Origin of the sequence: Reyranella sp. CPCC 100927 (assembly GCF_007859315.1) — a bacterium.
Taxonomy (GTDB): Bacteria; Pseudomonadota; Alphaproteobacteria; order Reyranellales; family Reyranellaceae; genus Vineibacter.
The window spans coordinates 25436-39017 of record NZ_VOHA01000013.1; the positions used below are offsets into that span (position 1 = coordinate 25436).

Below are 13582 nucleotides of genomic sequence, written 5' to 3' on the forward strand. Positions count from 1 at the left end.
ACGCGGCGCGGGGACGGAGGCGGTTCAATACGCTGGCGGTCGTCCGGAACAGTGTGCCGGACACCTTGTCTCACCAACGCACTGGATGGTGAGTATTCATTCATTTTATCGGTCATGTTTGTTCACGTCAATGCGTTGTGCGTGACGACCATGAATGGCGACCGGGCCCGGGCGCGGATAGTCTTCGAGAATTGCCCGATCGAATCGTCCTGAACGAGGCCTGGACATGACGAACGACGCGTTCGCCCGCGACCATGTCGCTCGCAACCTGGAGACGTACGACGCGATCGCCGATCACTACGACGGCGTCACCGCAGCACCGGCGATCCGTGCGTGGAAGGAAGCGTCCATGCGCCGGTTTGCGGCATATCTGCCGGGGACTCGGGTTCTCGTTCCCGGGTGTGGCGAGGGACGCGATTCGCGTTACCTGCAATCGCTCGATCTGGAGCCTCTGTCATTCGACCTGTCGTCGCGCATGCTGGCACTCGCCAGGGGAAAAGATCCGCACGGTCGATATACGTGCCTCGACCTGCGCGACATGAACCGACTGCCCGCGGGAGCGTTCGACGGCATTTGGGCCAGTGGATGCCTGTACCACCTGACGAAAGCCGAGTTCATTGACTGCATCGCCGCCTGTCGCGCGCTGCTGGCGCACAGCGGCGTTCTGTACGTCAGCATGAAGGAAGGGCAGGGCGAACGATACGAAGAGCCGACGCTTGGTCCCCGATATCCGGGAGGCGATGCGGCCCGTGCACTGCTGCGCGGCGTCAGGTTCTATGCCTATTACCAGCGCGACGAACTCCTGGCGGCGCTGGCTGGGTTTGATGTGCTGCATGAGCAGCGCGTGGAGCCGGCCGAAGGCGGGTTCGAGTTCTGGCTCCGCAAGAGCGATGCGTGCGCCGGGTGACAGTGAGCGGCTGGAATTTCGCGGACAGGCACGTGCGGTCCGGCTCTGGTGGCGCCATCTGAGCGTCGGCTTGCCGCTTGGCCTGCCTTGCGCATCCGTTACTCCGGGTTGTCCCACTACATCACTGGATAGCGGATAGATATGCCGACCCCGAACGTCGTCTGGTCAGGGAGATCTCAATCTCCATGACGGGAACAGACGCGAATGGGCGATGTCGCGGAAACCATCGACCGGACGGTCGAGGCAGCACCGAGCGTCGGGCTCGGCGTGCCGCTCATGCTGGCACTGGGTACATTCGCCGTCGGCACCGATGCTTTTATTGTCGCCGCCTTCCTGCCGGCGATGGCTGACGGGTTGGCGGTGACGCCGGCAGAGGCCGGTCACTCGGTGACAGCATTCGCGCTGTCTTACGCCATCCTTGCGCCGATCATCGCAACGCTGGCGTCGGCGCTGCCGCGGCGAGCACTGCTGGTGGGTGCGTTGGCGTTTCTCGCATTGGCCAACATCGGTTCGGCGTTGGCGCCGTCGCTGGGCATTCTGATCGCCACGCGCGTGGCTGCCGCCGCAGCGGCTGCCGCCTATTCACCCAATGCGGTAGCGGCTGCGGGGCTTCTCGCCAGGCCTGAGGCAAAGGCACGGACACTGGCCCTCGTGATTGGCGGCCTGACGGTCGCGACTGCCATTGGCGTGCCGCTGGGGCGCATTGCCAGCGTGGTGATCGACTGGCGCGCGGCCCTGGGTCTCGTGGCGACATTGGCCCTCATCGCCGCGGTGGGCGTCGTTGTCACAATGCCGCGCGTAGCGGGAGCATCGCGCGTTGGCATGCGGCGGATGTCGGTGCTGAAGCGTCCGGGCGTGGCGGGCACCTTGTTCCTGACGGTGCTCGGCATGTCGGCGGCGTATGCGCCGTACGCCTTCACGGTTCCCATCCTCGATGCACTGTCGATGACCGACGGTGCAGTTGTCTGCATGCTGGTTCTTTACGGAGCGGGCGCCATCGCTGGAAACTACGTCGCGGGTCTCCTGACGGATCGATGGGGCGCCGGGCGGGTTCTGCGTTTCGCGTACGCGCACATGACCGTGACGTTCGCCGGCCTTGCCGCCGCGAGCCTATGGCTCATTCAGGGCAGGCCTGTCCTGATCGGCGCGCTGATGGTGTGCTGGGGTGCCGGTGTTTGGTCGCAGAATCCGGCACAGATCCATCGCCTCATCGCCATCGCGCCGCTGGAGGCACCCTTGGTCGTGGCGCTCAACGCGTCCGCGGTCTACGTCGGGATCGCGTTGGGCACGGCACTGGGTGGCGCGACGATCGGGTTTGGAGGTTCCGTCACATTGGGGTGCGGAATGAGCTTGGCGTTGATGGCGCTTCTGTGCGCTCGGACCGAGCGGCGTTCCAGGCCTGGCGGGGAATGAGAGCTGCCGTAGGCGGAGCTAGGTCGATAGGGCCAGTTACGCCCTATGGCACGTAAATGCCCTGAACAATACCAGAACACGTGTCAAGTTCCAAAGTTGAATCAGGGGCTTAATTTCCTCCTTGTTGCATGGAACAAAAAGTGTACATTGACGCGCCTCACGGACTTATCAGCATTGCAAGGGCCCGCCGGGCCGAGAGATAAACCAAGGAGGTCGGCATGTCGCTGGCGCAGCTCAAAGTGGTTGAGAAGGACGGCATGGACAACAAGAACAAGGCGCTGGACGCGGCGCTGGCCCAGATCGAGCGTGCCTTCGGCAAGGGCTCGATCATGAAGCTCGGCCAGCGCGAGGCGCTGGAGATCGAGGCGATCTCGACCGGCTCGCTGGGTCTCGACATTGCGCTCGGCATCGGCGGCCTGCCCAAGGGCCGCATCGTCGAAATCTACGGTCCGGAAAGCTCGGGCAAGACGACGCTGGCGCTGCATTGCGTGGCCGAGGCGCAGAAGAGGGGCGGCACCTGCGCCTTCATCGATGCCGAACACGCGATGGATCCGGGCTACGCCAAGAAGCTCGGTGTCGATGTCGAGAACCTGCTGATCTCGCAGCCGGACGCCGGCGAGCAGGCGCTGGAGATCGCCGACACCCTGGTGCGCTCGGGCGCCATCGACGTGATGGTGATCGACTCGGTGGCGGCCCTGGTGCCCAAGGCCGAGCTCGAGGGCGAGATGGGCGACTCGCTGCCCGGCCTGCAGGCCCGGTTGATGAGCCAGGCGCTGCGCAAGCTCACCGCCTCGATCTCGAAGTCCAACACGCTGGTGATCTTCATCAACCAGATCCGCATGAAGATCGGCGTGATGTTCGGCAACCCCGAGACCACGACCGGCGGCAACGCGCTGAAGTTCTATGCCTCGGTGCGACTGGATATCCGCCGCATCGGCGCCATCAAGGAGCGCGAGGAAGTGGTCGGCAACCAGACCCGCGTCAAGGTGGTGAAGAACAAGGTGGCACCGCCGTTCAAGGTGATCGAGTTCGACATCATGTACGGCGAGGGCATCTCCAAGGTCGGCGAGTTGATCGATCTCGGCCAGAAGGCCGGCATCGTCGAGAAGTCGGGCTCGTGGTTCTCCTATGACGGCCAGCGCGTCGGGCAGGGCCGCGAGAACGCCAAGCAGTTCCTGCGCGACCATCCGGAGGTGGCGCAAGCCATCGAGACCGCCGTCCGTACCAATGCCGGCATCCTGTCGAACGCCTTGATGGATCCGTCCGGCGGCGGCGAGGACGACGACGAATAGGGGCGAGGGGCCCTTGCCGGCGGGCGGCCTCAGGGAGGGGCTGGCCGCCGGCGCATCTTCCGAGGCGGATCGGTCCGGGACGATCCTGACCCCATCACTCCCGGACGCTGGTGTCGCATATGACGGCACCCCAGCGGGCGGCGCACCCCACGGCGCCGCCCGCTGTGCGTTGGGATGGGTGTGATTGTTTATTTTCGTTCCGCTTGTTGTTGGAACGAGAAAATATATATCTCACGCAGTCGATACCCCATCCGCCCGGGCATGACGCGTTGCTGCCGCCGTTCGAGCAACACCACACATGCCTTCGAGAGGTGCTGCCCATGAGCGCACGACTTTCTGGCCGTAACTGGCCGCTTTCTGCCGCCACCTGGCCGCGTTGAGCCATCGCGTCCAGGACCCTGGGATCAAACGCCAATTCGACTTTCTGGCCGTATCTGCCCTTTCTGCCAGACCCTCACGGCGTCGATCGGTGCCGGTGCTGACGCACATGCTGTTCGATCGCCGCGGCAACGGCCTGGGCGTGGATGCGCGCCACCCAGTGGTCGTCGCTGTCGATCACCATGAGGCTGGCGCGCGGCAGCAGGCCGGCAAGGTGACGGCCGACGGCCAGCGGGCTGATGGCATCGGCCGTTGCCCAGATCAGCAGGGTGGGGATGTCGAGGGTCGCCAGCGCCGGCGACAGGTCGGGGCCGCGCTCGTAAACCCAGGACGGCGCCTGCGGGTAGGTGTTCCGATAGTCGGGTCGCCAGTCCGAGACGCCGAACGGCCCGAGATCGATGCCGCCCGACGTCGCGGTGAGCACCAGCGCCGGCACGCGATCGGGCCGCCGCAGCGCCGCATGCATGGCCACGACGCCGCCCATCGATTGGGCGACCAGCACGGCCGGCTGGTCGAGCTGATCGAGCAGGCGCGCGACCAGATCGTCGAACGACTGCACGCCGGGCTCGGGCGGCACGGTGCCCAGGCCGGGCCAATCGACTGGCGCCAGCGTCCAGGCCGGCGGTAACTGTGCCACGACGGGTTCCCAGAAGCTGCCCTGGCCGCTGACGCCGGGCAAGAACAGCAGACGCATGGCCTTCACCTCAATCCTGATCGAGCACCCGGCGCGCGTGGCCGAGCACGCTGTCGGCCGGTGCGCTCTCCATCTTCTCGACGACGGCCCGGCTGGCGGCCTCGAAGCGCGCCGCCCACTCCGCCAGGGGCCGCGGTTCGAGGGCGTGGCTGCGATGGCGATGCCAGTAGAGCGTCAGCGGCAGCGGCACGTAGGTCGGGCGCGGCGGCGTCTCGTCCGACGTCAGGCGCGCCAGCGCCCGCGACGGCCTGCCCAGCGGCACGGATTGGGTCCGCAACGTATCGGGACTGGCGCAGTGCGACGCTGGCGACGTCACGAGATACTCGCGGCACATCAGCGGCCGATCGGCATAGATGGAACACCGTTCGTCCTCGAGGAAGGGACAGTCGATGCCGAGGTGGAAATAGGCGTGCGCCTCGCGCGCCTGCTCGGCAATGGGGGTATCGGCATCGGCGTCGATCACGGCGTCGAGCGGCCGCCACGATGCGATCCGCCGCTCGGCATCGGCGAAGCGCGCTTCGATGTCGGCCCGTCGTGCCGCGGGCAGGCGTTCGATGAGGTCGACGATGGCATGCGCCTCGATGTCGGAAATCGCCACGAGCTGGCGACAGCAGGCGGCGCAACCGGCGCGGCAAGAGACCTGTTCGCCGCGTGCTTCGACCTTGGCGACGGCGGTGTCGATGATGTGGGATGCCAAGGCACGGAGCGGCGGCAGCACCGCCTGCGGTGGCACCCGCTCTGCCGTCGCATCCGCAGGCCCTGTCTCGGCATCGGGGCTCGTCGGTCCCGGCATGCTCAATCTCCGTGTCGGCAGCACACTGGCACGGCGCGGCGATGCGGCGCAACAAACCGCGCGGCGGATGGCGCCGCGCGGTGTTGCCTTGGGTCACGCCGCGCGCGCCGGTGCCAGGACGAGCCTCAGCGCCTCGCGCAAGAGCTCGATCATGCGGTCGATCTCCGCCTTGGTGACGGTAAGCGCCGGCATGAAGCGCAGCAGGTTGGGCCGCGGTGCGTTGACCAGCAGGCCGACCGGTTGCAGCAGCCGGGCGGCCTCGACGATGCGGGCACCGTCGGGCGTCGCCAGTTTCAGGGCGCGCAGCAGACCGAGGCCACGCTCGCCCGGCATGCCGAACTCGGCCGCCAGTCCGCTCAGCCGATGCGAGAGGTAGGCACCGCTGTCGCGCACCTGATCGAGGAAGCCGGGTGCCAGCAGGGTCTGCATGATCGCGACACCGACGGCGGTCATCAGCGGATTGCCGTTGAAGGTGCCGCCCTGGTCGCCGTGCGCGAAACACGAGACGGCTTCCTTGGCGAGCAGTGCCGCGAGCGGCACGCCGCCGCCGATGCCCTTGCCCAGCGTCATGATGTCGGGTTCGACGCCGTAGTGCTGATAGGCGAACAGATCGCCGCTGCGGCCCATGCCGGTCTGGATCTCGTCGAAGATCAGCAGCAAGCCATGTTTGCGCGTCAGCGCATGGAGGTCGCGCATGAAATCGAGCGTCGATGGCACGACGCCGGACTCGCCCTGCACGGGTTCCAGCATCACCGCGACGGTGTTGCTGTCGATCAGTGCCTCGACCGAGGCGATATCGTTGAGCTTGGCCTTGGCAAAGCCGGGGACCTTGGGCTCGAACAGCTTGTCCCACCCCGGCTTGCCCGAGGCCGACATGGTGGCGAGCGTCCGGCCGTGAAAGCCGTCGTCAAAGGTGATGATGCCGTAGGCGCCGCCTTTGTGCAGGCTACCCCATTTGCGCGCCAGCTTGATGGCGCCCTCGTTGGCTTCGCCGCCACTGTTGCAGAAGAACACGCGATCGAAGCAGCTGTGGCGCGTCAGCAGGCCGGCCAGCTGCAGCGATGGCTCGTTGTAGAACGCCGGGCTGGGCGTGATCAGCTTGGCCGCCTGGTCGGCGAGCGCGCGGGCGATCTGCGGCGGGCAGTGGCCCAGTGTGTTGACGGCCCAGCCCTGCACGAAGTCGAGGTGCCGCCGGCCGCGATGGTCGGTGAGCCAACTGCCGTCGCCGCGCACGAACACGGCGTCGGGACGCTGGGTGATGTCCATCAGACTCTGCACGGGATCCGGCGCGCTGCTCATGGCGTGTCCTTTCTGGATGTGACGACGGTGATTGACGGGAGGAGCGGGGCCTTGGCTGCGGCCCTAAAACGAAAAGGCCACGGGGGTTGCCCGTGGCCTTTTCGCGGTGGCGACGATGTTGATCGGCTAGGGATCTCGATGCAACAGCGCGCGCCCACGCAGCCCCGGGACAGGGTGCATGATGCGTCGGCGTCGGATCGTAGCGGTTCTGATCATCGCGAGCGCACTCATCGCGGAGAGATGCCGGCGTGTCAATACGTTTTGACAGCTCTCACGCATCGGCGCCTAGCGTGCGTCCGATGCCAAGCCGTCGCTGGGCGATCCGTCCAGACGCCGGAGCCGGTCGACGAAGCGATCCATCCAGGTCTGGGCTGGGTGCAGTGCCGGCGCCGGATCGGGATGCTCCGCCGCCCAGCGCAGCACGCGCGTCAAGGGCACAGCCGCCGCTGTTCCATCGTCGGCGGGCGCCTCCAGGTGACGCAACGCCAGGTGGGTGCAGGCACTGGGGACCATGCGAATCGGCATCTGCTCGTCGTCGAGATGGTCGCAGTTCTTTGCCGGCGTCGTGACGAGGTACTCGCGGCAGACCAGTGGCCGGTCCTCATAGATCGAACATTTGCTGGCCTCGAGGAAGGGGCACGGCATGTCCAGCTTGAAGTACGCCGCAATGATGTCGTGGTCCTCGGCGTTGCCGTGCGTGACCCATCGGTCGTAGTCGGCGGCGCGGTCCCAGGCTGCGATGCTCTGGTCTGCCTCTGTGAAACGGTGCCGGATCTCGCTGCGCCGCGGCTCCGGCATGGCATCGACCAGGGCGGCGAGGCGCCGCGCCTCGACTGTCGAGACCAGCACCAGCTGATGGCAGCAGGCATCGCACTCGGCGCGGCAGGAAACCGACTGGCCATTGGCCGCGACCTGAGCGGTCGCATGGCCGATCAGCGCCTCGGTGTACGCACGGAACGACGGCAGCATCTGTTCAGCCGACACAGCGCCCACGGGCATCGGTATGTCGACACCGACGGTGCGCGCCGCCGGGGTGTCGCCGCCGTCAGTGCTCGGCGCGGCGGGCTTCATGTCGCTGTTGCCGGCTATCCGATCGTCGCCGGCAGGCCGACCATCCGGCTGCTGCAGTGGGCGCACGGCGTATCCGAACGTGTCCAGGCGTTGGAGGCGGTCGAGGAAGCGATCCATCCAGACCTGGGCCGGACGCAGTGTCGGTGTCGGGCTGGGATGTTCGGCCGCCCAGCGCAGCGCGCGCGTCAGGGGCACGGACGAAGCCGTTCTCCTGTCTGGCGGCGTCTCCAGGTGCCGCAACGCCAGATGGGTGTAGACGCTGGGCACCACGTCGATCGGCAGATGCCCGTCGCCCAGCGCGGCGCAGTTCTCCGCCGGACTCGTGACCAGATATTCGCGGCAGACCAATGGCCGCTCCTCGTAGATCGAGCAGCTGCCGGCCTCCAGGAAGGGACAGGGGATGTTCAGCGTGAAGTAGGCGCTGGTGACGTCGCTGTCCTTGACGTTCTCGTGCTTGACCCATCGCTCGTAGTCGGCGGCGCGATCCCAGGTGGCGATTCGCTGCTCGGCCTCGTCGAAGCGGCGACGGATGTCGCTGCGCCGCGGCTCGGGCATGGCCTCGACGACCGCGGCGAGGCGGTGTGCCTCGATCGTCGATATGGGGACGACCTGGCTGCAGCAGGCACCGCACCCGGCGCGGCAGGAGATCGACTTTCCCGTGGCCGTGACCTGCGCAATCGCGTCGCTGACCAGGGCATTGGTGTATGTCCGGAACGACGGCAGCATGGCTTCGGCCGAAACCGTGCCCAGGGGCATCGGTATGTCGACATCATTGGTGCGTGTTGCCGCGGCGTCGCCGGCGGTGGTGGTGGGCGGTGCGCCGGTTGTCGCGTCGCCCTTGCCGAGGCGACCGAGGAAATCCTCGATCCACTCTGTGCCTCGGCGGCGGGGCAGCGTGTCGGGGTGCGCCGCGACCCAGTCCAGTGCGACCGACACTGTCAGGGCCTGCGTATCGACGTCGGCCACGCGGCGCAGCAGCGCCGACAGTTTGGGGATGGGGACGCCCTCGATTCCACCATCGTGCGGGCGCGCGCAGCGCGATGCCGGCGAGGTCACCAGGTACTCGCGGCAGATCAGCGGACGATCGGCGTGGATGGAACAGTTTTCATCCTCAAGGAACGGGCAGGGCAGGTCGAGATCGAAATAGGCCCGGTCGAACGCCCGGTCCGGCGATCGGATGTCCATCGACCGGTCGTAGAGCCCGGCGTCGCGCAGGCGCCGGCCGATCGCGGCGAAGCGGGCCTTGATGGTGTCGCGCCGCGGCTGCGGCATGGCCTCGACAAGGTCGTGCAGGAAATAGGCCTCGGGTGCCGAAATCGGCACGGCCTGGTGGCAGCAGGCACCGCAGCCCGCCTTGCAGGAGATCGTTTTGCGGCTCCCGGCGAGTTCCTGCTCCGTGGCCGTGACGACGGCATTGACGAGGTTCTGCAGGGCCGGCAGGACCGCCTGCGGTTTCACCATGTCGAGGGGCACGGTGATGCGTCCCTGCACCGAGAGCGTGCCGACCTGCAGGCGCAGGTTGGCGCTGGCCTGTCGGGCCGGATCGATGGGCGCGGCGCCGGTCGTCACGGTTGTTTCCCCTGCGTGAGGCGGTGATGCTGCGCCAGATCCTGCAGAATCCGCGAGAAGCGCTTCAACCAGTCGATGCCGCGGCGCTTGCCCTCCTTGCCGGTCTGCCGCGAAACCCACCGCAGGACGAGGGTGATCGGCATGACCGTCGATCGCGGCGGCGTGGTGTCCGATGTCAGGTACTGGAGCGCGGGGGCCACGAACTTGCGCTTCACACCCTTGATCTCGCGCCGGCGATCATGGCTGGCGCACAGTTCGGCCGGCGACGTGACGAAATACTCACGGCACACCAGCGGCCTGTCGGGGTGGATGGAGCAGCTTTCGTCCTCCAGGAACGGGCAGGCGATGCCCAGCCGGAAATAGTCGGCCAGCATCTGATCGTGATCGGCCGCGATCGCCGTGGAGGACCGCTGGATCAGCGTGTCGAGCGGGCGCCAGTCGGCCAAGCGGTTCTCGGCCTCGGCAAAGCGCTGTTTGATCGTTGTCCGCCGCGGTTCGGGCATCCGCTCGACCAGGGCGGCAAGCGCATGCGCCTCGACATCCGAGATCGGGACGAACATGCGGCAGCAGGCGCCGCAACCGGCCTTGCAGGAGATGGAGCGTCCTTCGGCGGCGACCGCCGCGAGCGACTCCCGCGTGTGGGCCTCCACCAGCTGGTACAGCGCCGGCAGGATGGCCCGGGCGGGGACGCGTTCGCTGGGGACGCTGACGGCGATACCGGGTTCTTCCGGCGGCGAGGCGCTCATATCGAACGGTTCCCCCAAGGACGCGGGCGGCCGGCGTCATGGCTGGCGCGGGCATCGGGCAGCATATGGCGTGTGTCGGGTACGATCATGCTTGCGTGGCTGTCCGCACCGGCCAGACGCCGTCCCGACTGTATGGCGCCAAGCTTGACCCGACGAGCGGCCCCTGACAAGGACGGGTTGTGGCGCAGACCCACCATGCCCGCCGTGTGGACACCGCACCGGCTGGCGCGGTAAGAACCTTGACTTTCCAATAGGATCGGTCGCGCGGGGTTGATGTCCGCCGGCCCGCGGCGTGGACACTGAGGACAATGGCAACGGCAAGCGAAATCAGGCGGACGTTCCTGGAGTTCTTCGGCGACAACGGCCATCAGGTCGTGGCGTCGAGCCCTCTCGTGCCGCGCAACGATCCGACCCTGATGTTCACCAACGCCGGCATGGTGCAGTTCAAGAACGTCTTCACCGGCCTGGAGAAGCGTCCTTACAACCGGGCCGCCAGCTCGCAGAAGTGCGTACGCGCCGGCGGCAAGCACAATGACCTCGAGAACGTGGGCTACACGGCCCGGCACCATACGTTTTTCGAGATGCTGGGGAATTTCTCGTTTGGCGACTATTTCAAGGAGCGATCGATCGAGCTGGCCTGGAACCTGATCACCAAGGAATACGGTCTGTCCAAGGATCGGCTGCTGGTGACGGTGTTCCATACCGACGACGATGCGGCCGGCCATTGGAAGAAGATCGCGGGCCTGCCCGACTCCAAGATCATCCGCATCCCGACGTCCGACAATTTCTGGGCGATGGGCGATACCGGCCCCTGCGGTCCGTGTTCGGAAATCTTCTACGACCACGGTGAGAGCATCCCCGGCGGGCCGCCGGGTTCGGCTGACGCCGACGGCGATCGCTTCATCGAGATCTGGAACCTGGTGTTCATGCAGTTCGAGCAGGTCACAAAGGATCAACGCCTGGACCTGCCACGACCTTCCATCGACACCGGCATGGGATTGGAGCGCCTGGCCGCCGTTCTGCAGGGCAAGCACAACAACTACGATATCGACCTGTTGCGGGCGCTGATCGAGGCGTCGGCGCATGTCACCGGTGTCGATCCCGATGGGCCGCAGGCGCCATCGCACCGGGTGATTGCCGATCACCTGCGGGCCAGTTCGTTCCTGATCGCCGACGGCGTACTGCCGTCCAACGAGGGCCGCGGCTATGTGCTGCGCCGGATCATGCGTCGCGCCATGCGCCATGCCCACATGCTGGGGGCCAAGGACCCGGTGATCTACAAGCTGGTGCCCGAACTGGTGCACCAGATGGGTGATGCCTTCCCCGAACTGATGCGCGCCCAGGCGCTGATCACCGAGACGCTGAAGCTGGAGGAAACCCGCTTCCGGGCCACCCTGGGTACCGGCCTGCGGCTGCTCGAGGAGGAGACCGCCAGCCTGAGCGCCGGCGGCACCCTGCGGGGCGATGTCGCCTTCAAGCTTTACGACACCTACGGCTTTCCGCTCGACCTCACCCAGGACGTGCTGCGGGCGCGCCAGATCGGCGTCGACCTCGAGGGCTTCGATCACGCCATGGCCGAACAGAAGGCCAAGGCGCGCGCCGCCTGGGCCGGCTCGGGCGAGGCCGCCAACGAGGCGGTCTGGTTCGACCTGCACGAAAGGGTGGGGGCCACCGACTTCCTGGGCTACGACACCGATACCGCCGAAGGCAAGGTCGTGGCGATCCTCGTCGACGGCAAGGAAGTGCCGGCGCTGAGCGCGGGGCAGAAGGGCCAGGTCATCGTCAACCAGACGCCGTTCTACGGCGAGTCCGGTGGCCAGATGGGTGATACGGGCCGCATCACGGCACCGGGTGGCGTCTTCGTCGTCACCGACACGCAGAAGAAGCTGGGCGATGTGCATGCCCATGTCGGCACTCTGGAGTCGGGCACGCTCAAGGTCGGCGACGACGTGACGCTGACCATCGACGTTGGCCGCCGCTCGGCGCTGCGGGCGCACCACTCGGCGACGCATCTGCTGCACAAGGCGTTGCGCAACCACCTGGGCGATCACGTGACACAGAAGGGCTCGCTGGTGGCGCCCGACCGGCTGCGCTTCGACATCAGCCATCCCAAGGCCGTGACGGTCGAGGAACTGCGCAAGGTCGAGGACGAGGTCAATGCCCACGTCCGGCTGAATGGCCCGGTCGAGACGCGGCTGATGACACCCGACGAGGCGGTGAAGGCCGGCGCCATGGCGCTGTTCGGCGAGAAGTACGGCGATGAGGTGCGGGTCCTCAGCATGGGCGGCCACGACGGCGACGAATACTCCGTCGAACTGTGCGGCGGCACCCACGCGCGACGCACCGGCGATATCGGCTTGTTCAAGATCGTGTCGGAAGGTGCCGTCGCCGCCGGCGTACGCCGTATCGAGGCGGTGGCCGGCGCGGCGGCCGAAGCCTATGTCCGCGACCAGGGAGATCGGCTGAACGAGGCGGCGTCGACGCTGCGGGTACGGCCCGACGAGGTGCCGACGCGCATCGCCGCGCTGGTCGACGCGCAACGCAAGCTGGAGCGCGAGATCACCGAAGCGCGCCGCGCGCTGGCGCTGGCCGGCGGCGGCGCGGCCAAGGCCGATAATGATCCGCGCGAGATCGCCGGCATCAAGCTGATCGCGCGCCGCCTCGACGGCGTGCCGGGCAAGGACCTCAAGGGCATGGCCGATGACTTCAAGAAGCAGGTCGGCTCCGGCGTCGTGGCGCTGATCGGCGTCGAGGACGGCAAGGCCTCGGCGGTCGTCGGCGTGACGGAGGATCTGGCCGGCCGGCTCAGCGCCGTCGATCTGGTTCGTACCGCTGTCGCCGCGCTGGGCGGCAAGGGCGGCGGCGGCCGGCCCGACATGGCGCAGGGCGGTGGGCCTGATGTCGGGCAAGCCGACGCGGCGCTCAAGGCGATCGAGCAAGCCATCGCCGCGCGGGGGGTGAACTGATGTCCGCCGCCGGCGCGCGCTATCTCGCCCTGGCGTTGGGCCTTGTGCTCGCCGCCTGTTCGGGGCCGGACTACAGCCGCGAGGGCGGCACCGACGATCAGCGACGTCGGGACGAGGCGTTATGCCGGGACCAGATCAAGGATCTGGTGGCAAAGGAGCGCGGGATCGTCGCCGACCGCGAGGCCACGTTGGGTGCCACCGACCAGCGCCTCGGCCGCACGCAGCTGCCGGGCCAGATGGCGGCGACCGACGATCGCAACCGCAGCAACCGGTTGATGAACAGCTGCATGAGCCAGCGCGGCTACGCGACCAAGAAGAGCGGCATCACGTTCTGAGCTATCTTCACATGGGATGCAGGCCGGCTGTGCCGGCAACCTTGCGATACCTGCCTTCGTTGATCTGGCGTCAGCCAAGGCAGGCCCCATGCGCGAACAGAACGATCCCTCCAGTCTCC

At 67.1% G+C, this 13582-nt stretch carries 10 protein-coding genes; 5 read left to right on the plus strand and 5 right to left on the minus strand.

Annotated features, from left to right (window positions below; genetic code table 11):
- Nucleotides 1–226: 226 nt before the first annotated feature.
- The 3 genes from FQU96_RS27515 to recA all read left to right on the plus strand — a co-directional run bounded on the left by FQU96_RS27515 (nucleotide 227) and on the right by recA (nucleotide 3612).
- Entirely contained in the window at nucleotides 227–907 is a 681-nt protein-coding gene (locus FQU96_RS27515) for a bifunctional 2-polyprenyl-6-hydroxyphenol methylase/3-demethylubiquinol 3-O-methyltransferase UbiG (protein ID WP_146544574.1), read from the plus strand.
- Between the two features lie 204 nt (nucleotides 908–1111).
- Nucleotides 1112–2320 (plus strand): MFS transporter, encoded by a 1209-nt coding sequence (locus FQU96_RS27520; RefSeq protein ID WP_146544575.1) that lies wholly within the window; start codon nucleotides 1112–1114, stop codon nucleotides 2318–2320.
- Between the two features lie 218 nt (nucleotides 2321–2538).
- Nucleotides 2539–3612 carry a recombinase RecA gene (gene recA, locus FQU96_RS27525; protein WP_146544576.1) on the plus strand — a complete coding sequence of 358 codons (1074 nt, stop codon included), beginning with the start codon at nucleotides 2539–2541 and terminating at the stop codon, nucleotides 3610–3612.
- Between the two features lie 454 nt (nucleotides 3613–4066).
- On the opposite strand, the gene FQU96_RS27530 is transcribed toward recA, so the two are convergent.
- From FQU96_RS27530 to FQU96_RS27550, 5 genes are all read right to left on the minus strand, one after another.
- Complete coding sequence (locus tag FQU96_RS27530; protein ID WP_146544577.1) at nucleotides 4067–4684, minus strand: alpha/beta fold hydrolase; 618 nt, start codon at nucleotides 4682–4684, stop codon at nucleotides 4067–4069.
- Nucleotides 4685–4694: 10 nt separating this feature from the next.
- Nucleotides 4695–5477, minus strand: coding sequence for a YkgJ family cysteine cluster protein (locus FQU96_RS27535; protein WP_146544578.1), 783 nt, complete (start codon nucleotides 5475–5477; stop codon nucleotides 4695–4697).
- A 93-nt stretch (nucleotides 5478–5570) separates the two neighbouring features.
- Nucleotides 5571–6776, minus strand: a complete 1206-nt coding sequence (locus tag FQU96_RS27540) for an acetylornithine transaminase (protein ID WP_146544579.1) — start codon at nucleotides 6774–6776, stop codon at nucleotides 5571–5573.
- 285 nt (nucleotides 6777–7061) lie between these two features.
- Nucleotides 7062–9416 carry a YkgJ family cysteine cluster protein gene (locus FQU96_RS27545; protein ID WP_146544580.1) on the minus strand — a complete coding sequence of 785 codons (2355 nt, stop codon included), beginning with the start codon at nucleotides 9414–9416 and terminating at the stop codon, nucleotides 7062–7064.
- Nucleotides 9413–10162: a YkgJ family cysteine cluster protein gene (locus tag FQU96_RS27550; RefSeq protein ID WP_146544581.1), complete on the minus strand. Its 750-nt coding sequence runs from the start codon at nucleotides 10160–10162 to the stop codon at nucleotides 9413–9415. Before FQU96_RS27550 ends, FQU96_RS27545 begins: the two co-directional genes overlap by 4 nt.
- Nucleotides 10163–10470: 308 nt before the next feature.
- On the opposite strand from FQU96_RS27550, the gene alaS reads away from it, so the two are divergent.
- Both alaS and FQU96_RS27560 read left to right on the plus strand, forming a co-directional pair.
- Nucleotides 10471–13128 (plus strand): alanine--tRNA ligase, encoded by a 2658-nt coding sequence (gene alaS, locus FQU96_RS27555; protein WP_146544582.1) that lies wholly within the window; start codon nucleotides 10471–10473, stop codon nucleotides 13126–13128.
- The gene (locus FQU96_RS27560; protein WP_146544583.1) at nucleotides 13128–13463 is read left to right on the plus strand and encodes a hypothetical protein; all 336 of its coding nucleotides are present in this window, start codon (nucleotides 13128–13130) and stop codon (nucleotides 13461–13463) included. The genes alaS and FQU96_RS27560 overlap by 1 nt, the downstream gene beginning before the upstream one ends.
- The last annotated feature ends 119 nt before the right edge of the window (nucleotides 13464–13582 follow it).

Excerpts from the sequence above, each read along its gene's own strand:
- FQU96_RS27515 (WP_146544574.1), top strand. The coding sequence starts at position 227 with ATGACGAACGACGCGTTCGCCCGCGACCATGTCGCTCGCAACCTGGAG.
- FQU96_RS27520 (WP_146544575.1), top strand. The coding sequence starts at position 1,112 with ATGGGCGATGTCGCGGAAACCATCGACCGGACGGTCGAGGCAGCACCG.
- recA (WP_146544576.1), top strand. The coding sequence starts at position 2,539 with ATGTCGCTGGCGCAGCTCAAAGTGGTTGAGAAGGACGGCATGGACAAC.
- FQU96_RS27530 (WP_146544577.1), bottom strand. The coding sequence starts at position 4,684 with ATGCGTCTGCTGTTCTTGCCCGGCGTCAGCGGCCAGGGCAGCTTCTGG.
- FQU96_RS27535 (WP_146544578.1), bottom strand. The coding sequence starts at position 5,477 with ATGCCGGGACCGACGAGCCCCGATGCCGAGACAGGGCCTGCGGATGCG.
- FQU96_RS27540 (WP_146544579.1), bottom strand. The coding sequence starts at position 6,776 with ATGAGCAGCGCGCCGGATCCCGTGCAGAGTCTGATGGACATCACCCAG.
- FQU96_RS27550 (WP_146544581.1), bottom strand. The coding sequence starts at position 10,162 with ATGAGCGCCTCGCCGCCGGAAGAACCCGGTATCGCCGTCAGCGTCCCC.
- alaS (WP_146544582.1), top strand. The coding sequence starts at position 10,471 with ATGGCAACGGCAAGCGAAATCAGGCGGACGTTCCTGGAGTTCTTCGGC.
- FQU96_RS27560 (WP_146544583.1), top strand. The coding sequence starts at position 13,128 with ATGTCCGCCGCCGGCGCGCGCTATCTCGCCCTGGCGTTGGGCCTTGTG.